A 20376-nucleotide genomic window follows, 5' to 3' on the forward strand; every position below is an offset into this window, starting at 1 on the left:
GGGTTGTCACTTCGGCAGGATCGCGCGCAGATCTTCGCTGCGGCGCTGGGTTAGTCTGGTCAGGCAGCTGACATGGATCAGCGGCTGGATGGTGCCGCCCTCGTAGGGGGCGGCCTCGGCAAGGCAGGCAGCGTCGCGGAATGGGATCCAGGCGCGCTGCGCGGCGCGGACCTGCGTCATCACCTCATCGGAAGCGGTGGCCTTGAGCTGGCCGTAAACCGCGTTGAGCTCGGCGTCGGCGGCTTCGTATTCCTGGCCCCGGCACGCCCGCATCTCGACCGTGGTGGCCGCATCGCTGCAGGCAGCGCGTGCCGTCCCTGGAAAACACAGGGCAGAAGATGCCAAAAGCGCAACCCCGGCCATGCGAAATGATTTTGTACCGGGGCGGAACGGGGGTAACGTCCGCGTGAAGCTATCGAAGTCCATTTTTCCTCCCAGCAATTTCATCAGCACGGAGAACCAAATGTACAGGTCGACGATTACGGGACTTTCGCTGCTGGCGCTCGGCGCCGGCGCAGCTGCCGCAGAGGGCGACGTCGCCCGCGGCGAATACCTGGTCAGGGGCCCGGCGGGCTGCGGCAATTGCCACACGCCCTTCGGCGAGACGGGCCCGGACATGAGCATGGAACTCGGCGGACGGCTCGTCGAGGACAACCCCATGTTCACCGCCTACGCGCCCAATATCACGCCCGGCGGCGCGGTGGCGAACTGGAGCGATGAAGAGCTGGCGCGAGCCATTCGCGAGGGCATCCTGCCCGACGGCTCGGTGATCGGCCCGCCCATGCCCTTCGCGATGTACAAGGGTCTCGGCGATGACGACCTTGCTTCGATCGTCGCTTTCCTGCGCACGCTTCCGGCGGTCGAGAACGAGGTTCCGGACTCGGTCTACAACATCCCGCTGCCCCCGGCCTACGGCCCGCCGGTCGAGAGCGTCACCCCGCCCGAGCGCGGCGTCACGGTCGAATACGGCGCGTACCTTGCCAATGCGGTCACCCATTGCATGGAGTGCCACTCGCCGATGGGGGACAAGGGACCGATGGTGGACCCCGATCATCTCGGACAGGGCGGTTTCGAATTCCACGGGCCGTGGGGCAGCGTCACCGCGCCGAACCTGACCAGTTCCGAAGACGGGCTGGCGGGCTACAGCGATGCCGAGCTGAAGGCGATGATCACCACGGGCACCCGGCCGGATGGCTCGCCGATGCTTCCGCCGATGCCCTACGGCTACCTCGCGCAGATGACCGAGGGTGATCTCGACGCCATCGTGCTCTACTTGCGCAGCCTGCCGCCGCTGCCCGACGCCTGAGAGCGGCAAGGCCCGGCGTGCCAGCGGGTGGCGCGCCGGTGCGGGCCGGGCCGGAAAGGGATATGCGGCGGGTGCGCGGTGCAAGATGGCTCCTCACTTCACCCGGGCCGGGCCGCAGATGCCCATCGTCGCCACGGGCGCCGGGCGCACGAAGGGCAGCACGGTCGCGCTGGCGGCCGGCAAGACAGCTCCCTGCTTGCGGCCATAGGTCAGGAAAGCCTCGGTCATCTGCGCCTGCGCCGCGAGCATCTGGCTCGTGCCGCGCAGCATCAGCGCCGCCCAGTCGAAGGGTGTCATGAAGACCATCGCCGTTCCCCCTGCCCTGCCTACCAGCCCGAGCGCTGGCCGGGGCGGAACTGCGGCCCGCGCCGGCTCAGCCGCCTGCGGTTGCGGCGGGCTTTTACTTCCAGCGGGCGGGCAAAGGTATTGATCACCACCGGCGCCGGCGCGCCGCGCATCATCGCCGCGCTTGCCTGCCACCAGGCCTGCACGAAGGCGGGGCCCTTCTCGGCGGTCATCCGGTACGCCTCGGTCGAGGGAACGGACCACATGCCCGCGAACCCCAGCATGCGGAGGGCGACCACGCTCTGCGCCTCGGCGCCAAGAAAACCCAGCCGCATCATGCTGCCGGTCAGTGCCGTGAATGCTTCGAACATGCTTGCCGTCCCTTTCGCTGGAAGAGGAGACCTCAGAGTGCCCCCATGACCTTCTGGTTGAAGCCGTAGATCTTGCGTTCCCCGGAGAACGGGATGAGCTGCACCTCGCGGCGCTGGCCGGGCTCGAAGCGCACGGCGGTGCCCGCCGCGATGTCGAGCCGCAGGCCGCGCGCCGCGTCGCGATCGAAGTCGAGCGCCGGGTTGGTTTCGGCGAAATGGTAGTGCGAGCCGACCTGCACCGGACGGTCACCGGTGTTGGCAACCATCAGGGTGATTGCCTCGCGGTCGGCGTTCAGCACCAGGTCGCCCGCGGCGGGGATGATCTCGCCGGGGATCATTTGCGGCCGCCGCCGTACATGCGCCAGCCGGCATAGGCCGCCACGCCCAGCACCGCCACGGCGGTCAGCCAGGTCTCGGCGCCATGCGGGTGCAGGTGCGCGCCGGAATGCGCGAGGGCCGGGGTTGCGAGCGGCAGCGCCATGATCGGAAGGAGGTATTTCATCGTCTCACCTGTTGGTCTTCGTTGCGGTGCCGATGCCCGGCGTCATTGCCCAGGGACATCAGCGAAAGGGCTTCAGCGGATCGGGTTGTGCACGGTCACCAGCTTGGTTCCGTCCGGGAAGGTCGCCTCGACCTGCACCTCGTGCACCATCTCGGGGATGCCTTCCATGCATTGCTCGGCGCTGATGACCTGCGCGCCCGCCTCCATCATCTCGGCAACCGAGCGGCCGTCGCGGGCGCCCTCGACCACCGCGTCGGTGATCAGGGCCACGGCCTCGGGGTAGTTCAGCTTCACGCCGCGCGCGAGGCGCTTGCGGGCCACCTCGGCGGCGAGCGCCACCAGAAGCTTGTCCTTTTCGCGGGGGGTCAGTTGCATGGTCAGATCATCCAGGGTCTTGGGAGTTCGGCGCCCGACAGGCGCCGCAGTATGGGGCAAAGGTGACGGCGCAGCTCGAAGCCGTCAATGGCGAGCATGCGCAGCACGAGAAGGTCGGGATCGAGCGCCGAGACGCCGCCAAGGAAAACACCATCGCCGTCGGGCAGCATCCCGCGCAGCGCCTCGACCTGCGCCGCCGCGCCGGGCGCCGCGAGCACGACACTCGCCATGGCCTGCGCGCCCTCGGCGATCGCCGGGTCCGCAAGGCAGGCCGCGGCATCGCCGCTAAGACGCAGCCGGTCGGACCAGACGCGTTTGCCGTTCCGGGTGATGTCGATGCGGTCGGCGTGGCGCAGATCGGTCACGGTTTCGCCCATCGCCGCGCGGCCGAAGATCAGCGGCTCGCAGAGCAGCAGCCGGGCGTCCTGGGCCATCTCGACCGAGAGCCGCCGGTCGAGCGCCGCGCCTTCGAAGAGGATGGTCTCCTGCGGCAACCAGTCGAGCCGGGCGCCCGCCTCCAGCGTCAACCGCGTGTCCACCCGCCCGGTCTCGCCGGGCAGCGCGCGGTAGACCCGTTCGGCGGCCTGCGTGGTGAGCGCCAGATGCGCGCCCTCGCGGGCGGTGGCGTCAATGTCGAAGGCATCGCCCCCGGTCACCCCGCCCGAGCTATTGAGATAGACCGCCTGCAGCGCCTCGAGCCCACGCGGAAACAACAGCTTGGAGCTGCCCGACATGTGCAGATCACCGATGACGCTGGCCGCACCACGGCGCCGCGCCGCCAGCCGCGCGCGCCCGCGGGCGCGCTGCGCGGCGATGGCGCCGGGCGTGCCGGACGGCGCGCTCATCTGGGGCTGATCATAGGGAATGGGCCTGTCCTCCGCTTGCCTCGCGGACCCTCTTCGAGCCCGCTCGGGACCACAAGCAGGGCGGCGGCCAGGGGCCCGGCCGCGGCACGGCCACCCGCGCTACATGCACAGGAACGCGTCACAATTACGGATATCGCGCAAAAAATAGGCTGAGATGAATCAGTCATTCCCGGGGCGTTTCGCATGGGCGCAGCGGTCGGGCTTGAGGTCTAGAAGCGGAGTTCCGTCCACGCAATCCAACCCCTGCACCACCAGCACCGGGCCCTCTCGCCGGACCAGCCGAACCGAAGAAATCCCGATCGGGTTGGGCCGCACCGGCGAGCGCAGGGCGAAGGTGCCGCGCGTGCCCTCGGCGCCGCGCGGGCTCTGGGTGAGCAGGTCGCGCCGGGCGCGGTCGAGCCAGTAGAGCACCTGGATGCGCTCCGCCCGCTCGATGCCTTCGAGCGCGGGGGCCCACTCCGGGTCCAGTTCGATGCGGCATTCAGGGCCGTCGATATCCCCCTGCCGCGGGCAGTCGCTCCGCGTGGCAAAGGGTGTGCGGATACGCCCGATGAAGCGCAGCTCAGCGTCCTGCGCGGGCGGCAGGTCGAGCGCGCTCTCGCCGGGACGAATTTCGTCATCCGCCTGCGTGCTGGCCGTCTGCGTGCCGGATGTGGGGCCAGGCCTGGTCTGGCTCATGCTCTGGCTCATGGCGCGCGTCCCTTCCCTGCTCTCCTGGCCGGAAGCGTAGCGCGTCGCGGGTCAGCCCGCCAGTTCCGTTTCCTGCGCCGCGTCATAGGCGGCGACCACCTCGCGCGCCCGGGCGGTCACCTCGTCGAGGCCGCAACCCGGCTTGTAGAGCCAAGTGCCGATGCCGAAGCCGGTGACGCCTGCCGCCAGCCACACGCCCATGTTGTCGGCGCTGACGCCGCCCACAGCATAGGTCGCCGTACCCTCGGGCAGCACCGCCTTCATCGCCTTCACCCCCTCGGGGCCGACCAGCGAGGCGGGGAAGAACTTCAGCCCGTCGGCGCCGGTGCGCAGCGCGGTGAAGGCCTCGGTCGGGGTCAGCACGCCGGGGTAGCTGAGCATCCCGGCCTTCTTGGTGGCCATGATCACCCGTTGGTTCATGTCGGGCGACACCACCATGCGCGCGCCGATCTGCTGCAGGCGCAGCACCTCCTCGGGGGCGAGCACCGTGCCCGCGCCGATGATCGCATCGGTGCCGAAGCCCTGCACCATCTTAGCAATGGAGTCGAAGGGGCGCGGCGAGTTCAGCGGCACCTCGATCTTGGTGATGCCCGCGCCGATCAGCGCCTCGGTGACGGCGGGGGCCTCCTCGGGGGTGAGGCCGCGCAGGATGGCGATGATCTCGCGGGTCATTCGGTCTTCTCCGTCTTGCGGGCCGCCTTCAGCCCTTCCAGCGTCATGCGGTCAGCATCGGCGATCACCACCGGCACCGCCAGCGTCTCGAGCGCGCTGCGGTAATGCGCCACCAGCTTCGAGGCCCCCAGCAGCGCCACGCTCTGGCCGAGCCAGTAGGGTTTCGCCGCCGCCAGTTCCATGCCGATCAACAGGCCCGAGAGCCGCGCCGTGGCCTTGTCGGGCGTCAGCCCGTGCAGCAGCCCCTCGGCGCGCAGGGTGAAGAGCTCGGAGGCGAAAGCGGCGGGGCGGCCCATGGCCTGATCCACGCCCTCGGCGAAGCTCTTGTCGTCCCAGCCGCCGCCAAGCCCGTGGCGCAGAACCGAGTTCCGGCTCAGCAACTCGAAGATCTCGCCGGTCATGAAGCTGCGGAAGGAGACGATCTCGCCGGCGCTCACATGCACCCATTTGCTGTGCGTGCCGGGCAGGCAGATCACCCCGTCGAAGCGCGGGTTGAGCGCGAGAAAGCCCGCAACCTGCGTCTCCTCGCCGCGCATCACGTCGGCGGGGCGGTCTTGCGCCACGCCGGGCAGGATGTGGACCTGCAGGCGCGGGTCCTGCGTCGGCACGGTGATCGCCTCGGCGATGCAGGGCGGGGCGCAGGGGGTCTTGACGTAGGGCGCCTCGGCCCAGCCCTGCCGCGCCCCGGCCATGCCGCAGACGATCACCGGGGTTTCTGCGTCGAGGCCCGGCAGCAGTGCCAGCAGCGTCGGCTCGAACTCTTCGGGCGCAAGGCGGCCCATGCCGGCATCGCTCTCGGCGCGGTCCAGCACCGTGCCATCCGCCGCCATCCGCCACAGGCGCAGGTTCGACGTGCCCCAATCCACCGCGATCCAGTCCGCTTTGGTCATCTGCCCTCCTAGACTTGCAGCTTCGGTGTTAGCGCCCGCCCCGGCGCCGTGCAAGCGCGGGGGCCCGCAGCCCCCGGCGGTCCGCCGTGTGTTTCCCCTTGGCCAAGAGGGGGCTGCCCCGACGCGCGACGCGCGCCTCTCCCGGGATATTTTCGCCTGGAAGAAATGGGGCGGGCGGGCGCCTAGAGCCAGCCCCAGGCCCGTGCGACCTCCCACAGCAGGCGCAGGCTGAGCAGCCCGAGCGCCGCACGCACCACGCCGAAGAAGACCCGCTCGGGCAGCCAGCGCACCAGCCGCTGGCCCGACCAGGCGCCGAAAAGCGCCACCGGGGCGAGCAGCGCCACGTGCTGCAGGCTGTTCCAGGTGACCTGCCCGGCAGCAATGTAGGGCGGCAGCTTCATCCAGTTGATGCAGGCAAAGGCAATGGCCTGGGTGCCGACGAAGGTCATCTTGGGCATCATCTGCGGCAGGGTATAGGCCTGGTACGGCGGGCCGCCGGCGTGGGAGATGTAGCTGGTGAACCCCGAGAGCGCGCCCCAGAACACCCCGCGCGGCACGTCGGCGGGGCGCGCCATATGATCCCGCGCCAGCCATTTGCGCGCCGTGTCGCCAAGGTAGTAGAGCCCAACGAGGGCGACGATCAGCTTGCCGGCCTCGGGCGGCATGCGCGAGATGCACAGAAAGCCGAGCAGGATGCCGACCGCGGCGGCGGGGATCAGTATCTTCAGGTTGCGGGGCGAGAAGTTGCGGCGGAAGAGCCAGATCGCATAGACATCGGCCAGGATGTACATCGGCAGCAGAAGGCCGGCGGCGGTGGCCGGAGTGGTGAAGATCGACAACAGCGGCACGCCCAGCATGGCGATCACCGGCATGCCGCCCTTCGAAGCGCCGACGCAGAAGGTGGCCAGCGCCGCCGCGATCCAGAACCCGCTTCCGTCCATTCCGTTTCCCCGTTTGACGAGGCCTCTTCTGGAGAAGACGGGCGCGAGGGGAAAGGGGAAATCCTTCGGGCGCACCGCGGTGGGAGCTCTCGCGGGCGCCCGACGCGGCAAGGCGGCGCCATGATGTGCACGCTGCGCCCCGGGGCCACACCGCGCCGGCCCCGAGATTCCAGGACAGGTGCCGCGCAGCATTTCGCCGCGCTTTGGGATGCGCAGACCCCGCCGGGAGCTAGTGCCGCGCAAGGGCCTCAGACACCCCAAGAGCGGCCCAAGTGCGGCGTCCGGCGCCCCGCGCCGAGGCGGTCGCGACGTTTACCGCCCGGATCAGCACGCCGAAATCAGGCGGCCGAGATCGTTCGACCCTGATTAGTCAGCTCAGATCATTCAGACCGGCTCAGGCGGCGCGGCTCTGGTTCTGGCTCAGCATTGGCACGGTCAGTTCCATGTCGTCCTGCAGCGGGCGGATCGGCGTGATTCCGGCCATTTCGAGATCGGCATGGTAGCTCTGCACCGCCTCGCGCGAGCTCATCCCTTCGCGAACGACATGGCGCATGGCGCGCATCATCAGCACCGGATCCTCGCAGTCGAATTCGATGCGGCTGAAGCTGGCGGTGCGGGCGCCATAGCGCTCGCCCTGCGCCAGCCGTTCGAGACAGTCGCGGGTGGTGCCCTCCTTGAAGCCGGTCAGCCCGAAGATCACCCGGGCGGGATCCCAGTCGGCGAGTTCCTCCATGGCGCGCGGGCCGTGGTAGCCGACCTCGACGAACAGCGGGCGCTCCTTGCCGGCGATCCCCGCAAGGCTGCGGGTCAGCACATCGTTGCGGTAGGCGCCGTAGGACTCGTCGCCGGTGTCGACCGGGATCGGCGGGTCGCCGACGCGCAGGAAGTGACGCAGCCCGATCGCGGCAGCGATCTGGCGGAACTCGGCATAGGCGGCGAGGGTCGCATGGTCGAGGTCGATATCATTGTAGAAGCTGAGCGCGTAGAGACCGAGATTGGCCACCGGGCGCACGTTTTCCAGCCGCGAGCTGCGGAAGGGTATGGCGGGGAGCTGCACGTAGCGCCCGCCCCGCACCAGCCAGATATCGGTATTGTCGGTGAGACGCACGGCGGGGGTGACATTGGAGCGGGCATAGATCCCCTCCTCGCTGAACACCTCGGCGCTGGAGAGCGAGGTGAGCACGATGTCGGCCAGATCGCTTTCGATGACCCGGCGCATGTCGGCGCGGTAGGCCGGAGCGTTGCGCAATCGGCCGGTGTCGTCCCGCCCGGCGGCGGCGCAGCCGCGCATCAGGTCGGCATCCTTGCAGAAGGTCAGGATGAAATCGCGTGGCCCGTAGCGCCCGCGCGCGATCTTGGCCAGTTTCTCGTCGATCCGCCGCATCGCCTGTCCCTCTGCCCTGCCCCTCTGCGCCCGGCCTTCTGCGCCCGTCCCTCTGCGCATGCCCCTCTGCACCTTCCGCGAAGCATGCGGTAAAGAGGTTGAGCAAACGTCAACGTCGGCACGCGACCGGAACGGGGCTAGACGGGGATCACATCCACCTGGTGGGTCGTCGCATGGCTGCCCTCGGAGCGCAGCGAGCCGCGGGTCGGCGCCACGTCGGAGTAATCGCGCCCGTAGCCGACGGTGACGTGGTCGGCGCCGGCGAACATGTCGTTGGTGGGGTCGATCTCGACCCAGCCCAGTTCCGCGCCGCACCAGGCGCGGACCCAGGCGTGCATGGCGTCTGCGCCCTCGAGCCGGGGCCGACCCTCGGGCGGGATGGTGCGCAGGAAGCCCGAGACGTAGCCGGCCGGGATGCCAAGGCTGCGCAGCGCGGTGATCATCACGTGGGCGATGTCCTGGCAGACGCCGCGGCGGGCGCGGAAGGCCTCGATGGCGGTGGTGGTGACCTCGGTGGCCTCGGGGTCGAAGGCGAACTCCGAATTGAGCCGGTGGCTGATCGCGGCGACCGCTGCGCGCACCGACATGGCGGGAGTCAGCGTGTCCCGCGCGAAGGCGGCGATCTCGGGCGCGGCGGGCAGGCGCGGCGAGGCGCCGAGGAAATGATGCGGGCTTTCCGGCCCGATGCTGCGCACCGCCGCGAGATCCTGCGCCAGCGAGGCAAGATCGCCCGAGAGGTCGAGCCCGGCAACCGGCCGCGTCTTGCGCACCCGGCCTGCGAAGGCAAAGGCGATCTCGCTCAGGCGCATGTCATGCGCCATCTCGCAGGTGGGATTGCCGAAGAAATCCATGCCGTCGCGGCGCCAGCTCGGGGGCGGATCGGCGCTCACCGCCCCGGCCAGCAGCTCCTGCCCCGGCAACGCCCGCGGCAGCATGCGCAGCAGGGTGCGGCTGGCCCCGGCGGGATGGGCGTATTCATAGGTGATCCGCAGCGAGATATCATAGAGCTGGGACATGGGCGGGCTCCGGGCTCAGCTGAGGTATTGCGCGGTCAGCGCGTGGGAGATCGCCGCGAGATCGCCGCGGAAGCCGGCGAGGCGCGCCGGGGTGATCTCGGCCGGTTCGGCCACCGCCAGCGCGGTGCGCAGCATCAGGATGCGTTTCGCCGCCTCGCCCATGGGCCGGCCGCTGGCGAGGCGGATGCGCTCCTCCTCGCCGAGCAGCACGTCGATCTGGAACAGCATCGAGCGCGGGTTGCCCGCGTCGAGCGCCAGCAGGTCGATCACTGTCTCGCGCGAGGTCTCGACCGAGTAGCGGCGGCGGTGGGTCATCACCGTGTCGCCGACCTCGACGGCGAGATCGAGCCCGCCCTCGGGCGCCTTGGCCGAGGTGAAGGCGGCGAGGAAGGCGGCCATTTGCTCGGTCCGCTCGAGCGCCCGGCCGACGCTCAGGAAGCGCCAGCCGAGGAAGCGGAACATATTCTCGTGCACCAGACCCGAGAAGCCGGCGATCCGCCGCAGCAAAAGGCTCATGGCGCGGGCGGCGTCGTCACCGGGGTGGCAGCCCTCCGAGACCTCGCGCGCGGTTGCGGCGAGATCCGACAGCGCGCTCCAGCCATCTGTGGAGAAGCGGTCGCGCACCTTGGCGGCGCAGCCGCGCGAGACGTCGAAGAGCTGCAGCAGCCCCGGCGGCACCGGCTGCTCGGACGGGTCGAGACCGTAGCCCGCAAGGAACCGCGCGAGGCTTTCGACCAGCGGCAGCGCGTCGGGGCCGTAGTCCTCGAGACGCAGGTGGTAGGCGCGGATCTGCCGCACACCCATCTCCGCCCGCTCGACGTAGCGCCCGAGCCAGTAGAGGTTGTCCGCCGCCCGCGCCGGAAGCTGTCCCGGCTGGCGGCGCAGGAAGGGCCCCTTCTCCTGCGGCGCGAGGGTCTCGCGCGCCACCGGCGCCTCCGAGGTGATCCAGACGTCGGCGACCGAGCCGCCCGCCTGCATCGCCAGCGCCGTGGGATCGTCGCTGCGCCCGATGCGGGCGTAGCCGCCGGGCATCACCGTCCAGCCCTGCGGCGTGCGCGCGGCGAAGACCCGCACCACCATCGGCCGCGGCAGCAGCTTGTCTCCAACCATGGCCGGGGTGGTCGAGAGCGTCACCGCCTCCTGCCCCACTAGCGTGTCGCCCTCGCGCTCGAGCCAGTCCGAGACCGAGCCAGGCGCGGTGCCCCGGAAGCGCCCGCCGAGCGCGGTGTTTGCGTCGATGTCGAAAGGCAGCTTGGTGGATTGCGCCGGGCCGATCAGCATGCGCTCGAGATTGTCGCGCACGTAGGCGCGTTCCGAGGGCTGGCCGCACCACCAGGTGGCGATGTTCGGCAGCTTCAGCGCCTCGCCGGTCAGCGCCTCGCAGATGCGCGGCAGGAAGGCCATGAGCGCCCGCGCCTCGAGCGCGCCGGAGCCGAGGCAGTTGACCATGGTGATCGCCCCCGCGCGCAGCGCCGAGACCATGCCCGGCGTGCCGAGCGCCGAGCTTTCGTCGAGCTCCAGCGGGTCGGCGAAGCGCGCATCGAGGCGGCGCCAGAGCACCGAGACCGGCTCGTCCCCGGCCACGGTGCGCACCTTGAGCTGGCCGTTGCGCACAGCCAGATCCTCGCATTCCAGCAGCATGAAGCCGAGGTAGCGGGCGATATAGGCGTGCTCGTAGTAGGTGTCGGTGTGCAGTCCCGGGGTGAGGATCGCCACTCGGCTGCGGTCATCGGCGCGCAGGCCGATCAGCGCATCGCGGAAGCTACGGAAGAAGCCCGCCAGCCGCTCGACGTTGGCCTTGGGGAAGAGGTCGTGGAAGACCCGCCCCGTGGCCATGCGGTTCTCCAGCGCGAAGCCCGCGCCCGAGGGCGCCTGCGTGCGGTCGCCCAGCACCAGCCACGACCCGTCCGGCGAGCGGCCGATCTCGAAGGCGAGGAAGTGCAGGAAATGGCCCGAGGGCGGCTGCACGCCGACGATCGGCCGCAGCCACTCGGGATTGCGCGCCACCAGATCGGCCGGCAGGATGCCCTGCCGCACCAGGTCGCCCGGCCCGTAGAGGTCGGCGATGACCCGCTCGAGCAGTTCGGCGCGCTGCACGATGCCCTCGGAGAGCGTCGCCCATTCCCGCCCCGAGATCATCACCGGCACGTGGCTCAGCGGCCAGCTGCGCTCGGCCGAGCCCTCGCCAGTGTGCTGGCGGAAATAGACCCCGGTGTCATGCAGGTACTGGTCGCCGCGGGCGAAGGCGCGGGCGCGGGTCTCGGCGCTCTGCGCAGCGAGGTGGCGGATCAGCGGCTGCCAGGCCGGGCGAAGGCTGCCATCGGAGCGCAGCAGCTCGTCGGCCACGCCCGACGGCGGGCTGTAGCCTTGCAGGAACTTCGCCACCGTCTCCGGCAGCGGGCGTGTTGTCTCCGCCACCAAGGTGTCAGATCCCCGGCAGGCGGCGCAGGTCGAGCGTCATCGGGAACTCCGGATGCGGCGTCTCGGGCGCGGGCCAGTAGCTGCCCGGGGTGTGCCCGAGTTTTTCGAAGCGGGCAAGTCGGCGGGCGTCGGCCTCGTTGGTATTGACCGGGAAGGTGTCGTAGTTGCGCCCGCCCGGATGCGCCACGTGGTACCGGCAGCCGCCCAGCGCGCGGCCGGTCCAGGTGTCGAAGATGTCGAAGGTCAGCGGCGCGTTCACCGGCAGCGTCGGGTGCAGCGCCTCGGCGGGCTGCCACGCCTTGAAGCGCACGCCGCCCACATTGACGCCCGAGGCGCCGGTCTCGGCCATCGGCACGGCGCGGCCGTTGCAGGCGACGATGTAGCGGCCCGGCTCGGTGGCGGTGAGCTGCACCTGCATGCGCTCGACCGAGCTGTCGGTGTAGCGCACGGTGCCGCCGATGGCGCCGCGCTCGCCCAGCACGTGCCAGGGCTCCAGCGCCTGCCGCAACTCGAGGTGGACGCCCTCGTAGTCGACCTCGCCGGCGAAGGGGAAGCGGAACTCGCGCTGCGCCTCGTACCATTCGGGGCGGAAGGTGAAACCGTGATCGCCGAGATCGCGCAGCACGTCCAGAAAATCCTGCCAGACGAAATGCGGCAGCATGAAGCGGTCGTGCAGCGTGGTGCCCCAGCGCACGGGCTTGCCCTGGATCGGCGATTTCCAGAAGCGCGCCAGAAGCGCCCGGATCAGCACCTGCTGGGCAAGGCTCATCTTGGCGTCCGGCGGCATCTCGAAGCCGCGGAACTCGACGAGCCCGAGGCGGCCGGTGGGCCCGTCGGGCGAGTAGAGCTTGTCGATGCAGATCTCGGCCCGGTGGGTGTTGCCGGTGACGTCGATCAGCATGTTGCGCAGCAGCCGGTCGGTCAGCCACGGCAGCGGCGGCTCGCCCTGCCCCGGCGCCGGGAAATGCGCGAGCGCGATCTCCAACTCGTAAAGACTGTCGTGCCGCGCCTCGTCGATGCGCGGTGCCTGACTGGTCGGGCCGATGAAGAGACCCGAGAACAGGTAGCTGAGCGAAGGGTGCCGCAGCCAGTGCAGGATCATCGAGCGCATCAGGTCCGGACGGCGCAGGAAAGGGCTGTCATGCGTCGTCTCGCCGCCCACCACCACGTGATTGCCGCCGCCGGTGCCGGTGTGCTTGCCGTCGATCATGAACTTGTCGGCGCCGAGGCGGCACTGCCGGGCTTCCTCGTAGACGCCATTGGTGATCGCCTTGCAGTCCTCCCAGCTGTGCGCCGGGTGCACGTTGACCTCGATGACACCGGGATCGGGGGCGACACGGACCACGTTGAGCCGCGGGTCATGCGGCGGCGTGTAGCCCTCGATGTGGATCGGCAGGCCGAGCTCCTCGGCGGTGGTCTCCGCCGCGGCGAGCAGGTCGAGGTAATCCTCCAGCGACTCCACCGGCGGCATGAAGAGGCAGAGCCGCCCGTCGCGCGGCTCGATGGCGATGGCGGTGCGCACCGCGCCGCCCGCCGGGTCGACGCCCTGCTCCATGATCCTCTGCCGCCGCCCGACATCGCGCGCCTCGGAAACGGGCTGTTCGTGCCCCGGCGTGACCTCGGGCAGCGCGGCCATGGCCTCGCGCTCCTCCGTCGCGATGCGCTCCAGCTCCTCCATCAGGCGCGCGCGGCGCTCCTCCTGCAGCGCGTGGAAATCCGGCAGCGCGGTCTGCGGCACGCTGGGATCGGTCGGGTAGACATAGGGGTAAGCCGAGGGCGGCACGAAGGGCAGCGCGCCGAGCGGCAAGCGGAAGCCCACCGGGCTGTCGCCGGGGATCAGGAACAGGTGCCCGCGCCGGGTTTTCCAGTGCTCCGAGCGCCATTTCGGCCCCGTCGCCTTGGACTGCCAGCGCTGCAGCGGCAGGATGAAGCCCGCCGCTTCGTCGAGCCCGCGATTGAAGACCCGGGCAATGCGGGCGCGGGTCTCGGGATCCTTGAGCTTGGAATCCTCGGGCGTGACGTTCATCGGAAGGTCGGCTTCCTTGAGGATCCACTCCGCCGGGTCTTCATAGGCGGGATGCACGTAGTCGCCATCCAGTCCCAGCGTCTCGGCGAACTTGGTCATGAAGCTGTCGGCCTGCGCGGCATCCGCGCCCTTGGCGGTCTCCTTCGCCACGAGGTCGGGGTTCTTCCACACCGGCTTGCCGTCGCGCCGCCAGTAGAGCGAGAAGGTCCAGCGCGGCAGGGTCTCGCCCGGGTACCACTTGCCCTGCCCGTAGTGCAGGAAGCCGCCCGGCGCGAAGCGCTCGCGCAACCGGCGGATCAACTGGTCGGCGAGGCCGCGCTTCTGCGGGCCGACGGCGGCGGTGTTCCACTCGGCGCTCTCGAAATCGTCGATCGAGACAAAGGTCGGCTCGCCGCCCATGGTCAGCCGCATGTCCTGCGCCGCGATCTCGGCATCAACCTTGTGCCCGAGCGCATCCAGCGCATCCCATGCCTCGTCGGAGAAGGGCTTGGTGATGCGCGGGTGCTCGGCGATGCGGCGCACGTCCATGGCGAAATCGAAGTCGGTCTGCGTGTCCGGCGGCGCGGAATAGCCGCCGACGATGGGCGCGGCGTTGCGGTAGTGCGGCGTGGCGGCCAGCGGGATGTGGCTCTCGCCGGTCAGCAGCCCCGAGGTCGGGTCGAGCCCGATCCAGCCGGCACCGGGAATGTAGACCTCGCACCAGGCGTGCAGGTCGGTGAAATCGTGATCCGTGCCGGCCGGCCCGTCGAGCGAGACGAGATCGGGTTTGAGCTGGATCAGGTAGCCCGATACGAAGCGCGCCGCGAACCCGAGGTGACGCAGGATCTGCACCAGCAGCCACGAGGTGTCGCGGCAGGAGCCCCTTGCCAGCTGCAGCGTCTCCTCGGGAGTCTGCACGCCGGGCTCCATGCGGACGATATAGCCGATGTCCTTCTCGAGCCGCGCGTTCAGCCCGACAAGGAAGTCCACCGTGCGCGGCGCGCTCTTCTCGATCGTGTCGAGATAGGCCTGCAGCCGCGGACCGGCCTGCTCGGGCGTGCGGTAGATCGACAGATCCTCGGAGAAGTCCTGCGAGTACTCGAAGGGAAAGGCCTCGGCGCTTTCATCCACGAAGAAGTCGAAGGGGTTGTAGACCGTCATGTCGGCCACCAGGTCGACCTCGATCTTGAACTCGGTCACCGGCTCGGGAAAGACGAAGCGCGCCAACCAGTTGCCGTAGGGATCCTGCTGGTGATTGACGAAATGCCCCTCGGGCGAGACCTTCAGCGAGTGCGAGATCACCCGTGTGCGCGAATGCGGCGCGGGCCTGAGCCGGATGATCTGCGGCCCGAGAGAGACCGGGCGGTCATATTTATAATGGGTCAGGTGGTGGATACTTGCCGTGATCGCCATTCGTGAGGGTCCGCAGTTGGGGGAAACCTCTCACACCTGAGCGACTTGTTCTGCGCTTGTAAAGCCTTGCATGACCCCGCGGCATGGCGCGTTGCCGCCCCGCCCGTTCCGAAGGCGGCGCGGCGCAGGCGCCGAAGACACGCCTCAGTTGACCGGCATGACAAAGACTTCGCGCACGTTGGCGCGCGGATCGGCTTCCAGGGCAAACATCACCGAGCGCGCGATATCCTCGGGCTTGAGCTTGTCCGGCTTGGCCTCGTCGAAGAAGGGCGTGTCGACCATGCCGGGCGCGATCACCGTGACCCGCGCGCCCCATTCGCGGAACTCCTCGGCGAGGTTGCCGCCGTAGCCGTGCACGAACCATTTCGAGGCGCCGTAGACCGAGCCCTTGATCGTCGTCCGCCCCGCCGCCGAGCCGGTCAGCAGCAGATGGCCACGATTCTTCACGAAATAGGCCGAGGCCGCCTTGGCGGTCCAGAGCACCCCGAGGATGTTGAGCTGTACCAGCCGCTCCCATTCCGCCGGATCGCCCTTGCGGGTGCCCGATTGCGACAGCCCCGTTCCGGCATTGGCGAAGGCCGCGTTCACGTCGCCGAAATGCGCGGCCAGCTTCTCCATCGCCGCCTCCTGCTCTTCCAGCGAGGTCGCATCGCCCGGCAGCGCCAGCGCGTGGGGTCCGAGCTCCTTTTCGAGCTCCGCGATCTTATCCTCGGACCGGGCAAAGAGGCCGACGTTCCAGCCATGCTCGACCGCCGCGCGGGCGGTCTGGGCGCCGATGCCCGAAGAGGCACCGGTGATGAAGAGCGTCTTGCGGTTCATGATTAATCCTCCCGAAGGACTTTCGCGTGAAACTTGGCGCACCGGCAGCCCGGCGCGGCTGGTCCGCAAGATAGGGCGCGTCGCGTCGGGGCCCATGACAGCGGGCGTTCGGGGCCATCACGCGTCCGTCACGTAACGGAAATGGAACAACTTTCGCAGCACCGGCGTTTTCTTGCCGACCAGTAAGGGAGACCTTTGATGAAACGCCTCGCACTGCTCACTGCCGCCGCCACCTGCACCGCCGTCGCCGCCTATGCCGCGACCGAGGTGCTGGGCCCCGACGCCGCCACGGTCATCGAGATCGAGGTGGCGCCACACGAGCTGGCAGAGTGCCGCGAGACTTTGCAGCAGGTCGCCTCGATGCCCGCCGTCGCCGATGACGGCACCCCCCTGCTATTCGAATCCTCCGGCGACCTGCCGCAAGTGCGCTGCGTGGCCTCGACCATCTGACCCTTGCGCGCTGGCGGATGGGCGCGGCGCTTGCTAGGCCTGATCCGAGACAGCAGCGTGCAAGGCAGGACCTCCGAATGCAGACCAGCTTCACCATCGAGACCCGCGGCCCCGGCCTCTACGAGATCACCCGCGACGTGAACCGTTGGGTCGGCGGTTCGGGGGCCACAGACGGGCTGCTCACGCTCTTCGTTCGGCACACCTCGGCCTCGCTGCTCATCCAGGAAAACGCCGACCCCGAGGTGCGCACCGACCTGACGGAGTTCTTCCACCGGCTGGTGCCGCCAAGCAGCGATCCCTCGATGCGCTACCTCACGCATACCTACGAAGGGCCCGACGACATGCCCGCCCATATCAAGGCGGCGCTGCTGCCGGTCTCGCTCTCCATTCCGGTCAGCGGTGGAAAACTCGGGCTCGGCACCTGGCAGGGCATCTACCTCTTCGAGCACCGCAATGCCCCGCACCGGCGCGACGTCCTCGCCCACCTCGGGGGCTGAGCCCCGCGCGAGGCCGTTTTCGCAGCAGTTTCAGCGCGGTTTAAAGAATTTCCACGCCCTTCATCTAGCGGGGCGAATTGACCTCTACCCAATTTCTGGGCGCTCCCCTATAGTGGCTGTGGATAAATGAGGGATAACCTCATAGACGCGTCGGAACGAAGTGATTGGGGGAAGGCATGCGCTGCCCGTTTTGTGGAAATATCGACACCCAGGTGAAGGATTCACGTCCGGCGGAAGACCACGTCTCGATCCGTCGCCGCCGTTTCTGCCCGGCCTGCGGTGGCCGGTTCACCACCTATGAGCGGGTGCAGCTGCGCGACCTCGTGGTGATCAAGACCAGCGGTCGGCGCGAGGATTTCGACCGCGACAAGCTCGAGCGCTCGATCCGCATCGCGCTGCAGAAGCGTCCGATCGATCCCGAGCGCGTGGACCAGATGATTTCGGGCATCGTGCGACGGCTGGAGAGCCTCGGCGAGACCGACATCCAGTCGAAGCAGATCGGCGAGATCGTCATGGAAACGCTCGCCCGGATCGACACGGTGGCCTACGTGCGCTTTGCCAGCGTCTACAAGAACTTCCAGGCGGCGGACGATTTCGACAAGTTCGTGAGCGAGCTGCGCCCCGGCACCCAGCCGGAGAAGTGAGCCCGCGACGGGACCGGCGAACAGGGAGCCTCTGCGCGTGACCGACGATGCCCGCCACATGGCCCACGCCCTGCGCCTCGGACGCCGGGGCATGGGCAAGTGCTGGCCCAACCCCGCCGTCGGCTGCGTGCTGGTCAAGGACGGCCGCATCGTCGGGCGTGGCTGGACCCAGCCCGGCGGTCGCCCGCATGCCGAGGTCGTGGCGCTGGCCGATGCCGGGCCGCAGGCGCGCGGCGCCACCGCCTATGTCACGCTCGAGCCCTGCGCCCATACCGGCAAGACCCCGCCCTGCGCCTCGGCGCTGATCAAGGCGGGTGTGGCGCGGGTCGTGGCGCCGATCGCCGACAGCGATCCGCGGGTCTCCGGCCAGGGCTTCGAGATGCTGCGCAAGTCCGGCATCGAGGTGACCACCGGCGTGCTTGCCGAAGAGGCGATGCACGATCACGCAGGGTTCTTCCGCAAGACCGAGGAAGGCCGCCCCTGGGTCACATTGAAGCTGGCGAACAGTTTCGACGGGCGCATCGCCACCGCCACCGGCGAGAGCAAGTGGATCACCGGCCCCGAGGCGCGCCGTGCCGTGCACGGGCTGCGCGCGGCGCATGACGCGGTGATGGTCGGCGCGGGCACCGCGCGCGCCGATGACCCCGAACTGACCGTGCGCGGCTGGGGCGAGGTGCACCAGCCGGTGCGGGTGATCGCCTCGCGGCTGATCGACGTGCCGCTGATGAGCCGCCTCGCCTCGACGGCGCGCGAGGTGCCGGTATGGATCGTGCACGGCTCGGACGCCGCCGCGACCACCAGGCGCGCCTGGCAGAGCTGCGGCGCGACGCTGATCCAAAGCCGCGTCACCGCCGGGCGGCTGGACCCGGGGGCGCTGCTCTCGGCGCTCGGCGCGCAGGGGCTGACGCGGGTGTTCTGCGAGGGCGGCGGGCAGCTCGCCGCCTCGCTGCTGGCCGCCGACCTGGTCGACGAGCTGGTGGGCTTCACCGCCGGGATCGCGCTTGGCGCCGAGGGACGGCCCGGCGTCGGCGCCATGGGCGTCGATGCGCTGTCGGAAGCCCCGCGCTTCCGGCTGGTCGAGACGCGGGCGCTCGGCAACGACGTGATGCACCGCTGGCTGCGCTGACGCTGTCGGGGCGCAGCCCTCTCGAAGAAATTTGCACCAAGACGAAGCCAGCGCCGCGGCAGGCGTCGGACGCGGCGCTGGCCGCGCCCGCGGGGATCACAGACCCTTGGCCTTGTAGCTCTTCGACACCCGGTCGATGGCGACGATGAACCCCGCCGTGCGCAGGTCGGTGACATCGTCGCGCCCGTGCCAGATTTCGCGCATCGACTGGTAGGCGGTGCGCATCGTGTCATCGAGCCCCGAGCGCACCAGCTCCAGCTCGTCGGCGCCGCGCAGGTAGCGGGCCTTGAACGCAGGGTCGAGGTTCCAGGTGTCCCCAAGCGCGGTGTCGAGCCGCTCGAGCTCATCGACCACCAGCTGGTGCCGGGCCTCCTCCTGCCGCCGCTGCATGCGTCCGAAGCGGATGTGGCTGAGGTTCTTCACCCATTCGAAATAGGACACCGTGACACCGCCCGCATTGGCGAAGAGGTCGGGGATGATGACCGTCCCCCGCGATCTCAGGATGTCGTCCGCCCCGGCGGTGATCGGGCCGTTGGCGGCCTCGATGATCAGATTCGCCTGCACGTTGTGTGCGTTGGTCAGGTTGATCACCCCCTCGAGCGCGGCGGGGATGAGGATGTCGCAGTCCTCGGTCAGCACGGCGCCGCCGTCGCGGGTATGGGTGGCGTCGGGATACTCCGCCAGCCCGCCGTGGCGCACCATCCAGTCCTTCACCGCCTCGACGTCGAGCCCCTCGGGGTCAAAGAGCGCGCCGTCGCGTTCGATGATGCCGGTGACCCGCGCGCCGTCCTCCTCGGACAGGAAGCGCGCGGCGTGATAGCCGACGTTGCCAAGCCCCTGCACGATCACCCGCTTCCCCGCGAGCCCGCCCGAGAGCTGCGCCTTGGCCACGTCCTCGGGGTGGCGGAAGAACTCGCGCAGGGCGTATTGCACGCCGCGCCCCGTCGCCTCGACGCGCCCGGCGATGCCGCCGGCGTTGAGCGGCTTGCCGGTGACGCAGGCGCGCGCATTGATGTCGGTGGTGTTCATCCGCGCGTATTGGTCGGCGATCCAGGCCATCTCGCGCTCGCCGGTGCCCATGTCGGGGGCGGGCACGTTCTGGCTGGGATGGATCAGGTCGCGCTTGCACAGCTCGTAGGCGAAACGCCGGGTGATCAGTTCGAGTTCGTGTTCCTCGTATTGCGTCGGGTCGATGCGCAGCCCGCCCTTGGAGCCGCCGAAGGGCGCCTCGACCAGCGCGCACTTGTAGGTCATCAGCGCCGCCAGCGCCTCGACCTCGTCCTGGTCCACGGCGGCGGCGTAGCGGATGCCGCCCTTGACCGGCTCCATGTGCTCGGAGTGCACCGAGCGGTACCCGGTGAAGGTCTCGATCTTGCCGCGCAGCCGGACGCCGAAGCGCACGGTGTAGGTGGCGTTGCAGACGCGGATCTTCTCTTCCAGTCCCGGTGGCAGGTCCATCAGCGCCACGGCGCGATTGAACATCAGGTCGACGCTCTGGCGGAAGGTCGGCTCGTTGGATGGTAAGACGTTCATTGGTTCTCCTCCTGACCAAACGCACGCTTGCCGGTCCGCGACGAGGCGCGGAATGCCGTCTACTGCCGCGACGCCGGAACTTCCGGAGGAGCGAGGGACGGCGGCCTCTCAATTCTGACGGAAAACCCCGCGCGGCGAAACCGTTTGCTAACCGCCGCGCAACGGATTGT

At 69.4% G+C, this 20376-nt stretch carries 22 protein-coding genes; 5 read left to right on the forward strand and 17 right to left on the reverse strand.

Going from position 1 to position 20376, the window contains the following annotated elements; all coding sequences use genetic code 11:
* Window positions 1-6 precede the first annotated feature (6 nt).
* On the reverse strand, window positions 7-426 hold the full coding sequence (locus LC039_RS04390) for a lysozyme inhibitor LprI family protein (protein WP_226621850.1): 420 nt from the start codon (window positions 424-426) through the stop codon (window positions 7-9).
* Window positions 427-463: 37 nt separating this feature from the next.
* Between LC039_RS04390 and LC039_RS04395 the strand changes: the two genes are divergently transcribed.
* Complete coding sequence (locus LC039_RS04395; RefSeq protein WP_226621851.1) at window positions 464-1306, forward strand: c-type cytochrome; 843 nt, start codon at window positions 464-466, stop codon at window positions 1304-1306.
* 93 nt (window positions 1307-1399) lie between these two features.
* Here the strand turns inward: LC039_RS04395 and LC039_RS04400 are convergent, their stop codons facing one another.
* From LC039_RS04400 to LC039_RS04470, 15 genes are all read right to left on the reverse strand, one after another.
* A complete protein-coding gene (locus LC039_RS04400) occupies window positions 1400-1612 on the reverse strand; it encodes a hypothetical protein (protein ID WP_226621852.1) in 213 nt (70 codons plus the stop codon).
* A 20-nt stretch (window positions 1613-1632) separates the two neighbouring features.
* A complete protein-coding gene (locus LC039_RS04405) occupies window positions 1633-1962 on the reverse strand; it encodes an antifreeze protein (RefSeq protein ID WP_226621853.1) in 330 nt (109 codons plus the stop codon).
* A gap of 32 nt (window positions 1963-1994) precedes the next feature.
* A complete protein-coding gene (locus LC039_RS04410; protein ID WP_226621854.1) occupies window positions 1995-2300 on the reverse strand; it encodes an urease subunit beta in 306 nt (101 codons plus the stop codon).
* Complete coding sequence (locus LC039_RS04415) at window positions 2297-2464, reverse strand: hypothetical protein (RefSeq protein ID WP_176806664.1); 168 nt, start codon at window positions 2462-2464, stop codon at window positions 2297-2299. The genes LC039_RS04410 and LC039_RS04415 overlap by 4 nt, the downstream gene beginning before the upstream one ends.
* A gap of 72 nt (window positions 2465-2536) precedes the next feature.
* Window positions 2537-2839: an urease subunit gamma gene (locus LC039_RS04420; protein ID WP_226621855.1), complete on the reverse strand. Its 303-nt coding sequence runs from the start codon at window positions 2837-2839 to the stop codon at window positions 2537-2539.
* Window positions 2840-2841: 2 nt separating this feature from the next.
* Window positions 2842-3684: an urease accessory protein UreD gene (locus LC039_RS04425; protein WP_226621856.1), complete on the reverse strand. Its 843-nt coding sequence runs from the start codon at window positions 3682-3684 to the stop codon at window positions 2842-2844.
* Between the two features lie 180 nt (window positions 3685-3864).
* The gene (gene tsaA / locus LC039_RS04430; RefSeq protein WP_413463813.1) at window positions 3865-4383 is read right to left on the reverse strand and encodes a tRNA (N6-threonylcarbamoyladenosine(37)-N6)-methyltransferase TrmO; all 519 of its coding nucleotides are present in this window, start codon (window positions 4381-4383) and stop codon (window positions 3865-3867) included.
* Window positions 4384-4446: 63 nt separating this feature from the next.
* On the reverse strand, window positions 4447-5067 hold the full coding sequence (locus tag LC039_RS04435) for a 2-dehydro-3-deoxy-6-phosphogalactonate aldolase (RefSeq protein WP_226621858.1): 621 nt from the start codon (window positions 5065-5067) through the stop codon (window positions 4447-4449).
* Window positions 5064-5957 carry a 2-dehydro-3-deoxygalactonokinase gene (locus tag LC039_RS04440; RefSeq protein ID WP_226621859.1) on the reverse strand — a complete coding sequence of 298 codons (894 nt, stop codon included), beginning with the start codon at window positions 5955-5957 and terminating at the stop codon, window positions 5064-5066. Before LC039_RS04440 ends, LC039_RS04435 begins: the two co-directional genes overlap by 4 nt.
* Before the next feature lie 182 nt (window positions 5958-6139).
* Window positions 6140-6898 (reverse strand): sulfite exporter TauE/SafE family protein, encoded by a 759-nt coding sequence (locus tag LC039_RS04445; RefSeq protein WP_226621860.1) that lies wholly within the window; start codon window positions 6896-6898, stop codon window positions 6140-6142.
* A 394-nt stretch (window positions 6899-7292) separates the two neighbouring features.
* On the reverse strand, window positions 7293-8282 hold the full coding sequence (locus LC039_RS04450; RefSeq protein ID WP_226621861.1) for a hypothetical protein: 990 nt from the start codon (window positions 8280-8282) through the stop codon (window positions 7293-7295).
* Between the two features lie 137 nt (window positions 8283-8419).
* On the reverse strand, window positions 8420-9298 hold the full coding sequence (locus tag LC039_RS04455; RefSeq protein ID WP_226621862.1) for a transglutaminase family protein: 879 nt from the start codon (window positions 9296-9298) through the stop codon (window positions 8420-8422).
* Window positions 9299-9313: 15 nt separating this feature from the next.
* Window positions 9314-11716: a circularly permuted type 2 ATP-grasp protein gene (locus tag LC039_RS04460; RefSeq protein ID WP_226621863.1), complete on the reverse strand. Its 2403-nt coding sequence runs from the start codon at window positions 11714-11716 to the stop codon at window positions 9314-9316.
* Between the two features lie 7 nt (window positions 11717-11723).
* Window positions 11724-15137 carry a DUF2126 domain-containing protein gene (locus LC039_RS04465; protein ID WP_226621864.1) on the reverse strand — a complete coding sequence of 1138 codons (3414 nt, stop codon included), beginning with the start codon at window positions 15135-15137 and terminating at the stop codon, window positions 11724-11726.
* A gap of 144 nt (window positions 15138-15281) precedes the next feature.
* Window positions 15282-15956, reverse strand: a complete 675-nt coding sequence (locus LC039_RS04470) for an SDR family oxidoreductase (protein ID WP_226621865.1) — start codon at window positions 15954-15956, stop codon at window positions 15282-15284.
* 198 nt (window positions 15957-16154) lie between these two features.
* On the opposite strand from LC039_RS04470, the gene LC039_RS04475 reads away from it, so the two are divergent.
* The 4 genes from LC039_RS04475 to ribD all read left to right on the forward strand — a co-directional run bounded on the left by LC039_RS04475 (window position 16155) and on the right by ribD (window position 18673).
* On the forward strand, window positions 16155-16406 hold the full coding sequence (locus LC039_RS04475) for a hypothetical protein (protein WP_226621866.1): 252 nt from the start codon (window positions 16155-16157) through the stop codon (window positions 16404-16406).
* Between the two features lie 77 nt (window positions 16407-16483).
* The gene (locus tag LC039_RS04480) at window positions 16484-16903 is read left to right on the forward strand and encodes a secondary thiamine-phosphate synthase enzyme YjbQ (protein ID WP_226621867.1); all 420 of its coding nucleotides are present in this window, start codon (window positions 16484-16486) and stop codon (window positions 16901-16903) included.
* 176 nt (window positions 16904-17079) lie between these two features.
* Window positions 17080-17547: a transcriptional regulator NrdR gene (nrdR, locus tag LC039_RS04485; protein WP_226621868.1), complete on the forward strand. Its 468-nt coding sequence runs from the start codon at window positions 17080-17082 to the stop codon at window positions 17545-17547.
* 37 nt (window positions 17548-17584) lie between these two features.
* The gene (gene ribD / locus LC039_RS04490) at window positions 17585-18673 is read left to right on the forward strand and encodes a bifunctional diaminohydroxyphosphoribosylaminopyrimidine deaminase/5-amino-6-(5-phosphoribosylamino)uracil reductase RibD (RefSeq protein ID WP_413463809.1); all 1089 of its coding nucleotides are present in this window, start codon (window positions 17585-17587) and stop codon (window positions 18671-18673) included.
* Window positions 18674-18769: 96 nt separating this feature from the next.
* Here ribD and LC039_RS04495 read toward each other — a convergent pair whose 3' ends face one another.
* On the reverse strand, window positions 18770-20206 hold the full coding sequence (locus LC039_RS04495) for a Glu/Leu/Phe/Val family dehydrogenase (RefSeq protein WP_226621869.1): 1437 nt from the start codon (window positions 20204-20206) through the stop codon (window positions 18770-18772).
* Window positions 20207-20376 lie beyond the last annotated feature (170 nt).

This window comes from Alloyangia pacifica, assembly GCF_020524285.1.
Classification (GTDB): Bacteria; Pseudomonadota; Alphaproteobacteria; order Rhodobacterales; family Rhodobacteraceae; genus Salipiger; species Salipiger pacificus_B.

Bases quoted from the DNA above. Each gene is read 5' to 3' on its own strand.
- LC039_RS04390 (WP_226621850.1), bottom strand. From the start codon at position 426: ATGGACTTCGATAGCTTCACGCGGACGTTACCCCCGTTCCGCCCCGGT.
- LC039_RS04395 (WP_226621851.1), top strand. From the start codon at position 464: ATGTACAGGTCGACGATTACGGGACTTTCGCTGCTGGCGCTCGGCGCC.
- LC039_RS04400 (WP_226621852.1), bottom strand. From the start codon at position 1,612: ATGGTCTTCATGACACCCTTCGACTGGGCGGCGCTGATGCTGCGCGGC.
- LC039_RS04405 (WP_226621853.1), bottom strand. From the start codon at position 1,962: ATGTTCGAAGCATTCACGGCACTGACCGGCAGCATGATGCGGCTGGGT.
- LC039_RS04410 (WP_226621854.1), bottom strand. From the start codon at position 2,300: ATGATCCCCGGCGAGATCATCCCCGCCGCGGGCGACCTGGTGCTGAAC.
- LC039_RS04415 (WP_176806664.1), bottom strand. From the start codon at position 2,464: ATGAAATACCTCCTTCCGATCATGGCGCTGCCGCTCGCAACCCCGGCC.
- LC039_RS04420 (WP_226621855.1), bottom strand. From the start codon at position 2,839: ATGCAACTGACCCCCCGCGAAAAGGACAAGCTTCTGGTGGCGCTCGCC.
- LC039_RS04425 (WP_226621856.1), bottom strand. From the start codon at position 3,684: ATGAGCGCGCCGTCCGGCACGCCCGGCGCCATCGCCGCGCAGCGCGCC.
- tsaA (WP_413463813.1), bottom strand. From the start codon at position 4,383: ATGAGCCAGACCAGGCCTGGCCCCACATCCGGCACGCAGACGGCCAGC.
- LC039_RS04435 (WP_226621858.1), bottom strand. From the start codon at position 5,067: ATGACCCGCGAGATCATCGCCATCCTGCGCGGCCTCACCCCCGAGGAG.
- LC039_RS04440 (WP_226621859.1), bottom strand. From the start codon at position 5,957: ATGACCAAAGCGGACTGGATCGCGGTGGATTGGGGCACGTCGAACCTG.
- LC039_RS04445 (WP_226621860.1), bottom strand. From the start codon at position 6,898: ATGGACGGAAGCGGGTTCTGGATCGCGGCGGCGCTGGCCACCTTCTGC.
- LC039_RS04450 (WP_226621861.1), bottom strand. From the start codon at position 8,282: ATGCGGCGGATCGACGAGAAACTGGCCAAGATCGCGCGCGGGCGCTAC.
- LC039_RS04455 (WP_226621862.1), bottom strand. From the start codon at position 9,298: ATGTCCCAGCTCTATGATATCTCGCTGCGGATCACCTATGAATACGCC.
- LC039_RS04465 (WP_226621864.1), bottom strand. From the start codon at position 15,137: ATGGCGATCACGGCAAGTATCCACCACCTGACCCATTATAAATATGAC.
- LC039_RS04470 (WP_226621865.1), bottom strand. From the start codon at position 15,956: ATGAACCGCAAGACGCTCTTCATCACCGGTGCCTCTTCGGGCATCGGC.
- LC039_RS04475 (WP_226621866.1), top strand. From the start codon at position 16,155: ATGAAACGCCTCGCACTGCTCACTGCCGCCGCCACCTGCACCGCCGTC.
- LC039_RS04480 (WP_226621867.1), top strand. From the start codon at position 16,484: ATGCAGACCAGCTTCACCATCGAGACCCGCGGCCCCGGCCTCTACGAG.
- nrdR (WP_226621868.1), top strand. From the start codon at position 17,080: ATGCGCTGCCCGTTTTGTGGAAATATCGACACCCAGGTGAAGGATTCA.
- LC039_RS04495 (WP_226621869.1), bottom strand. From the start codon at position 20,206: ATGAACGTCTTACCATCCAACGAGCCGACCTTCCGCCAGAGCGTCGAC.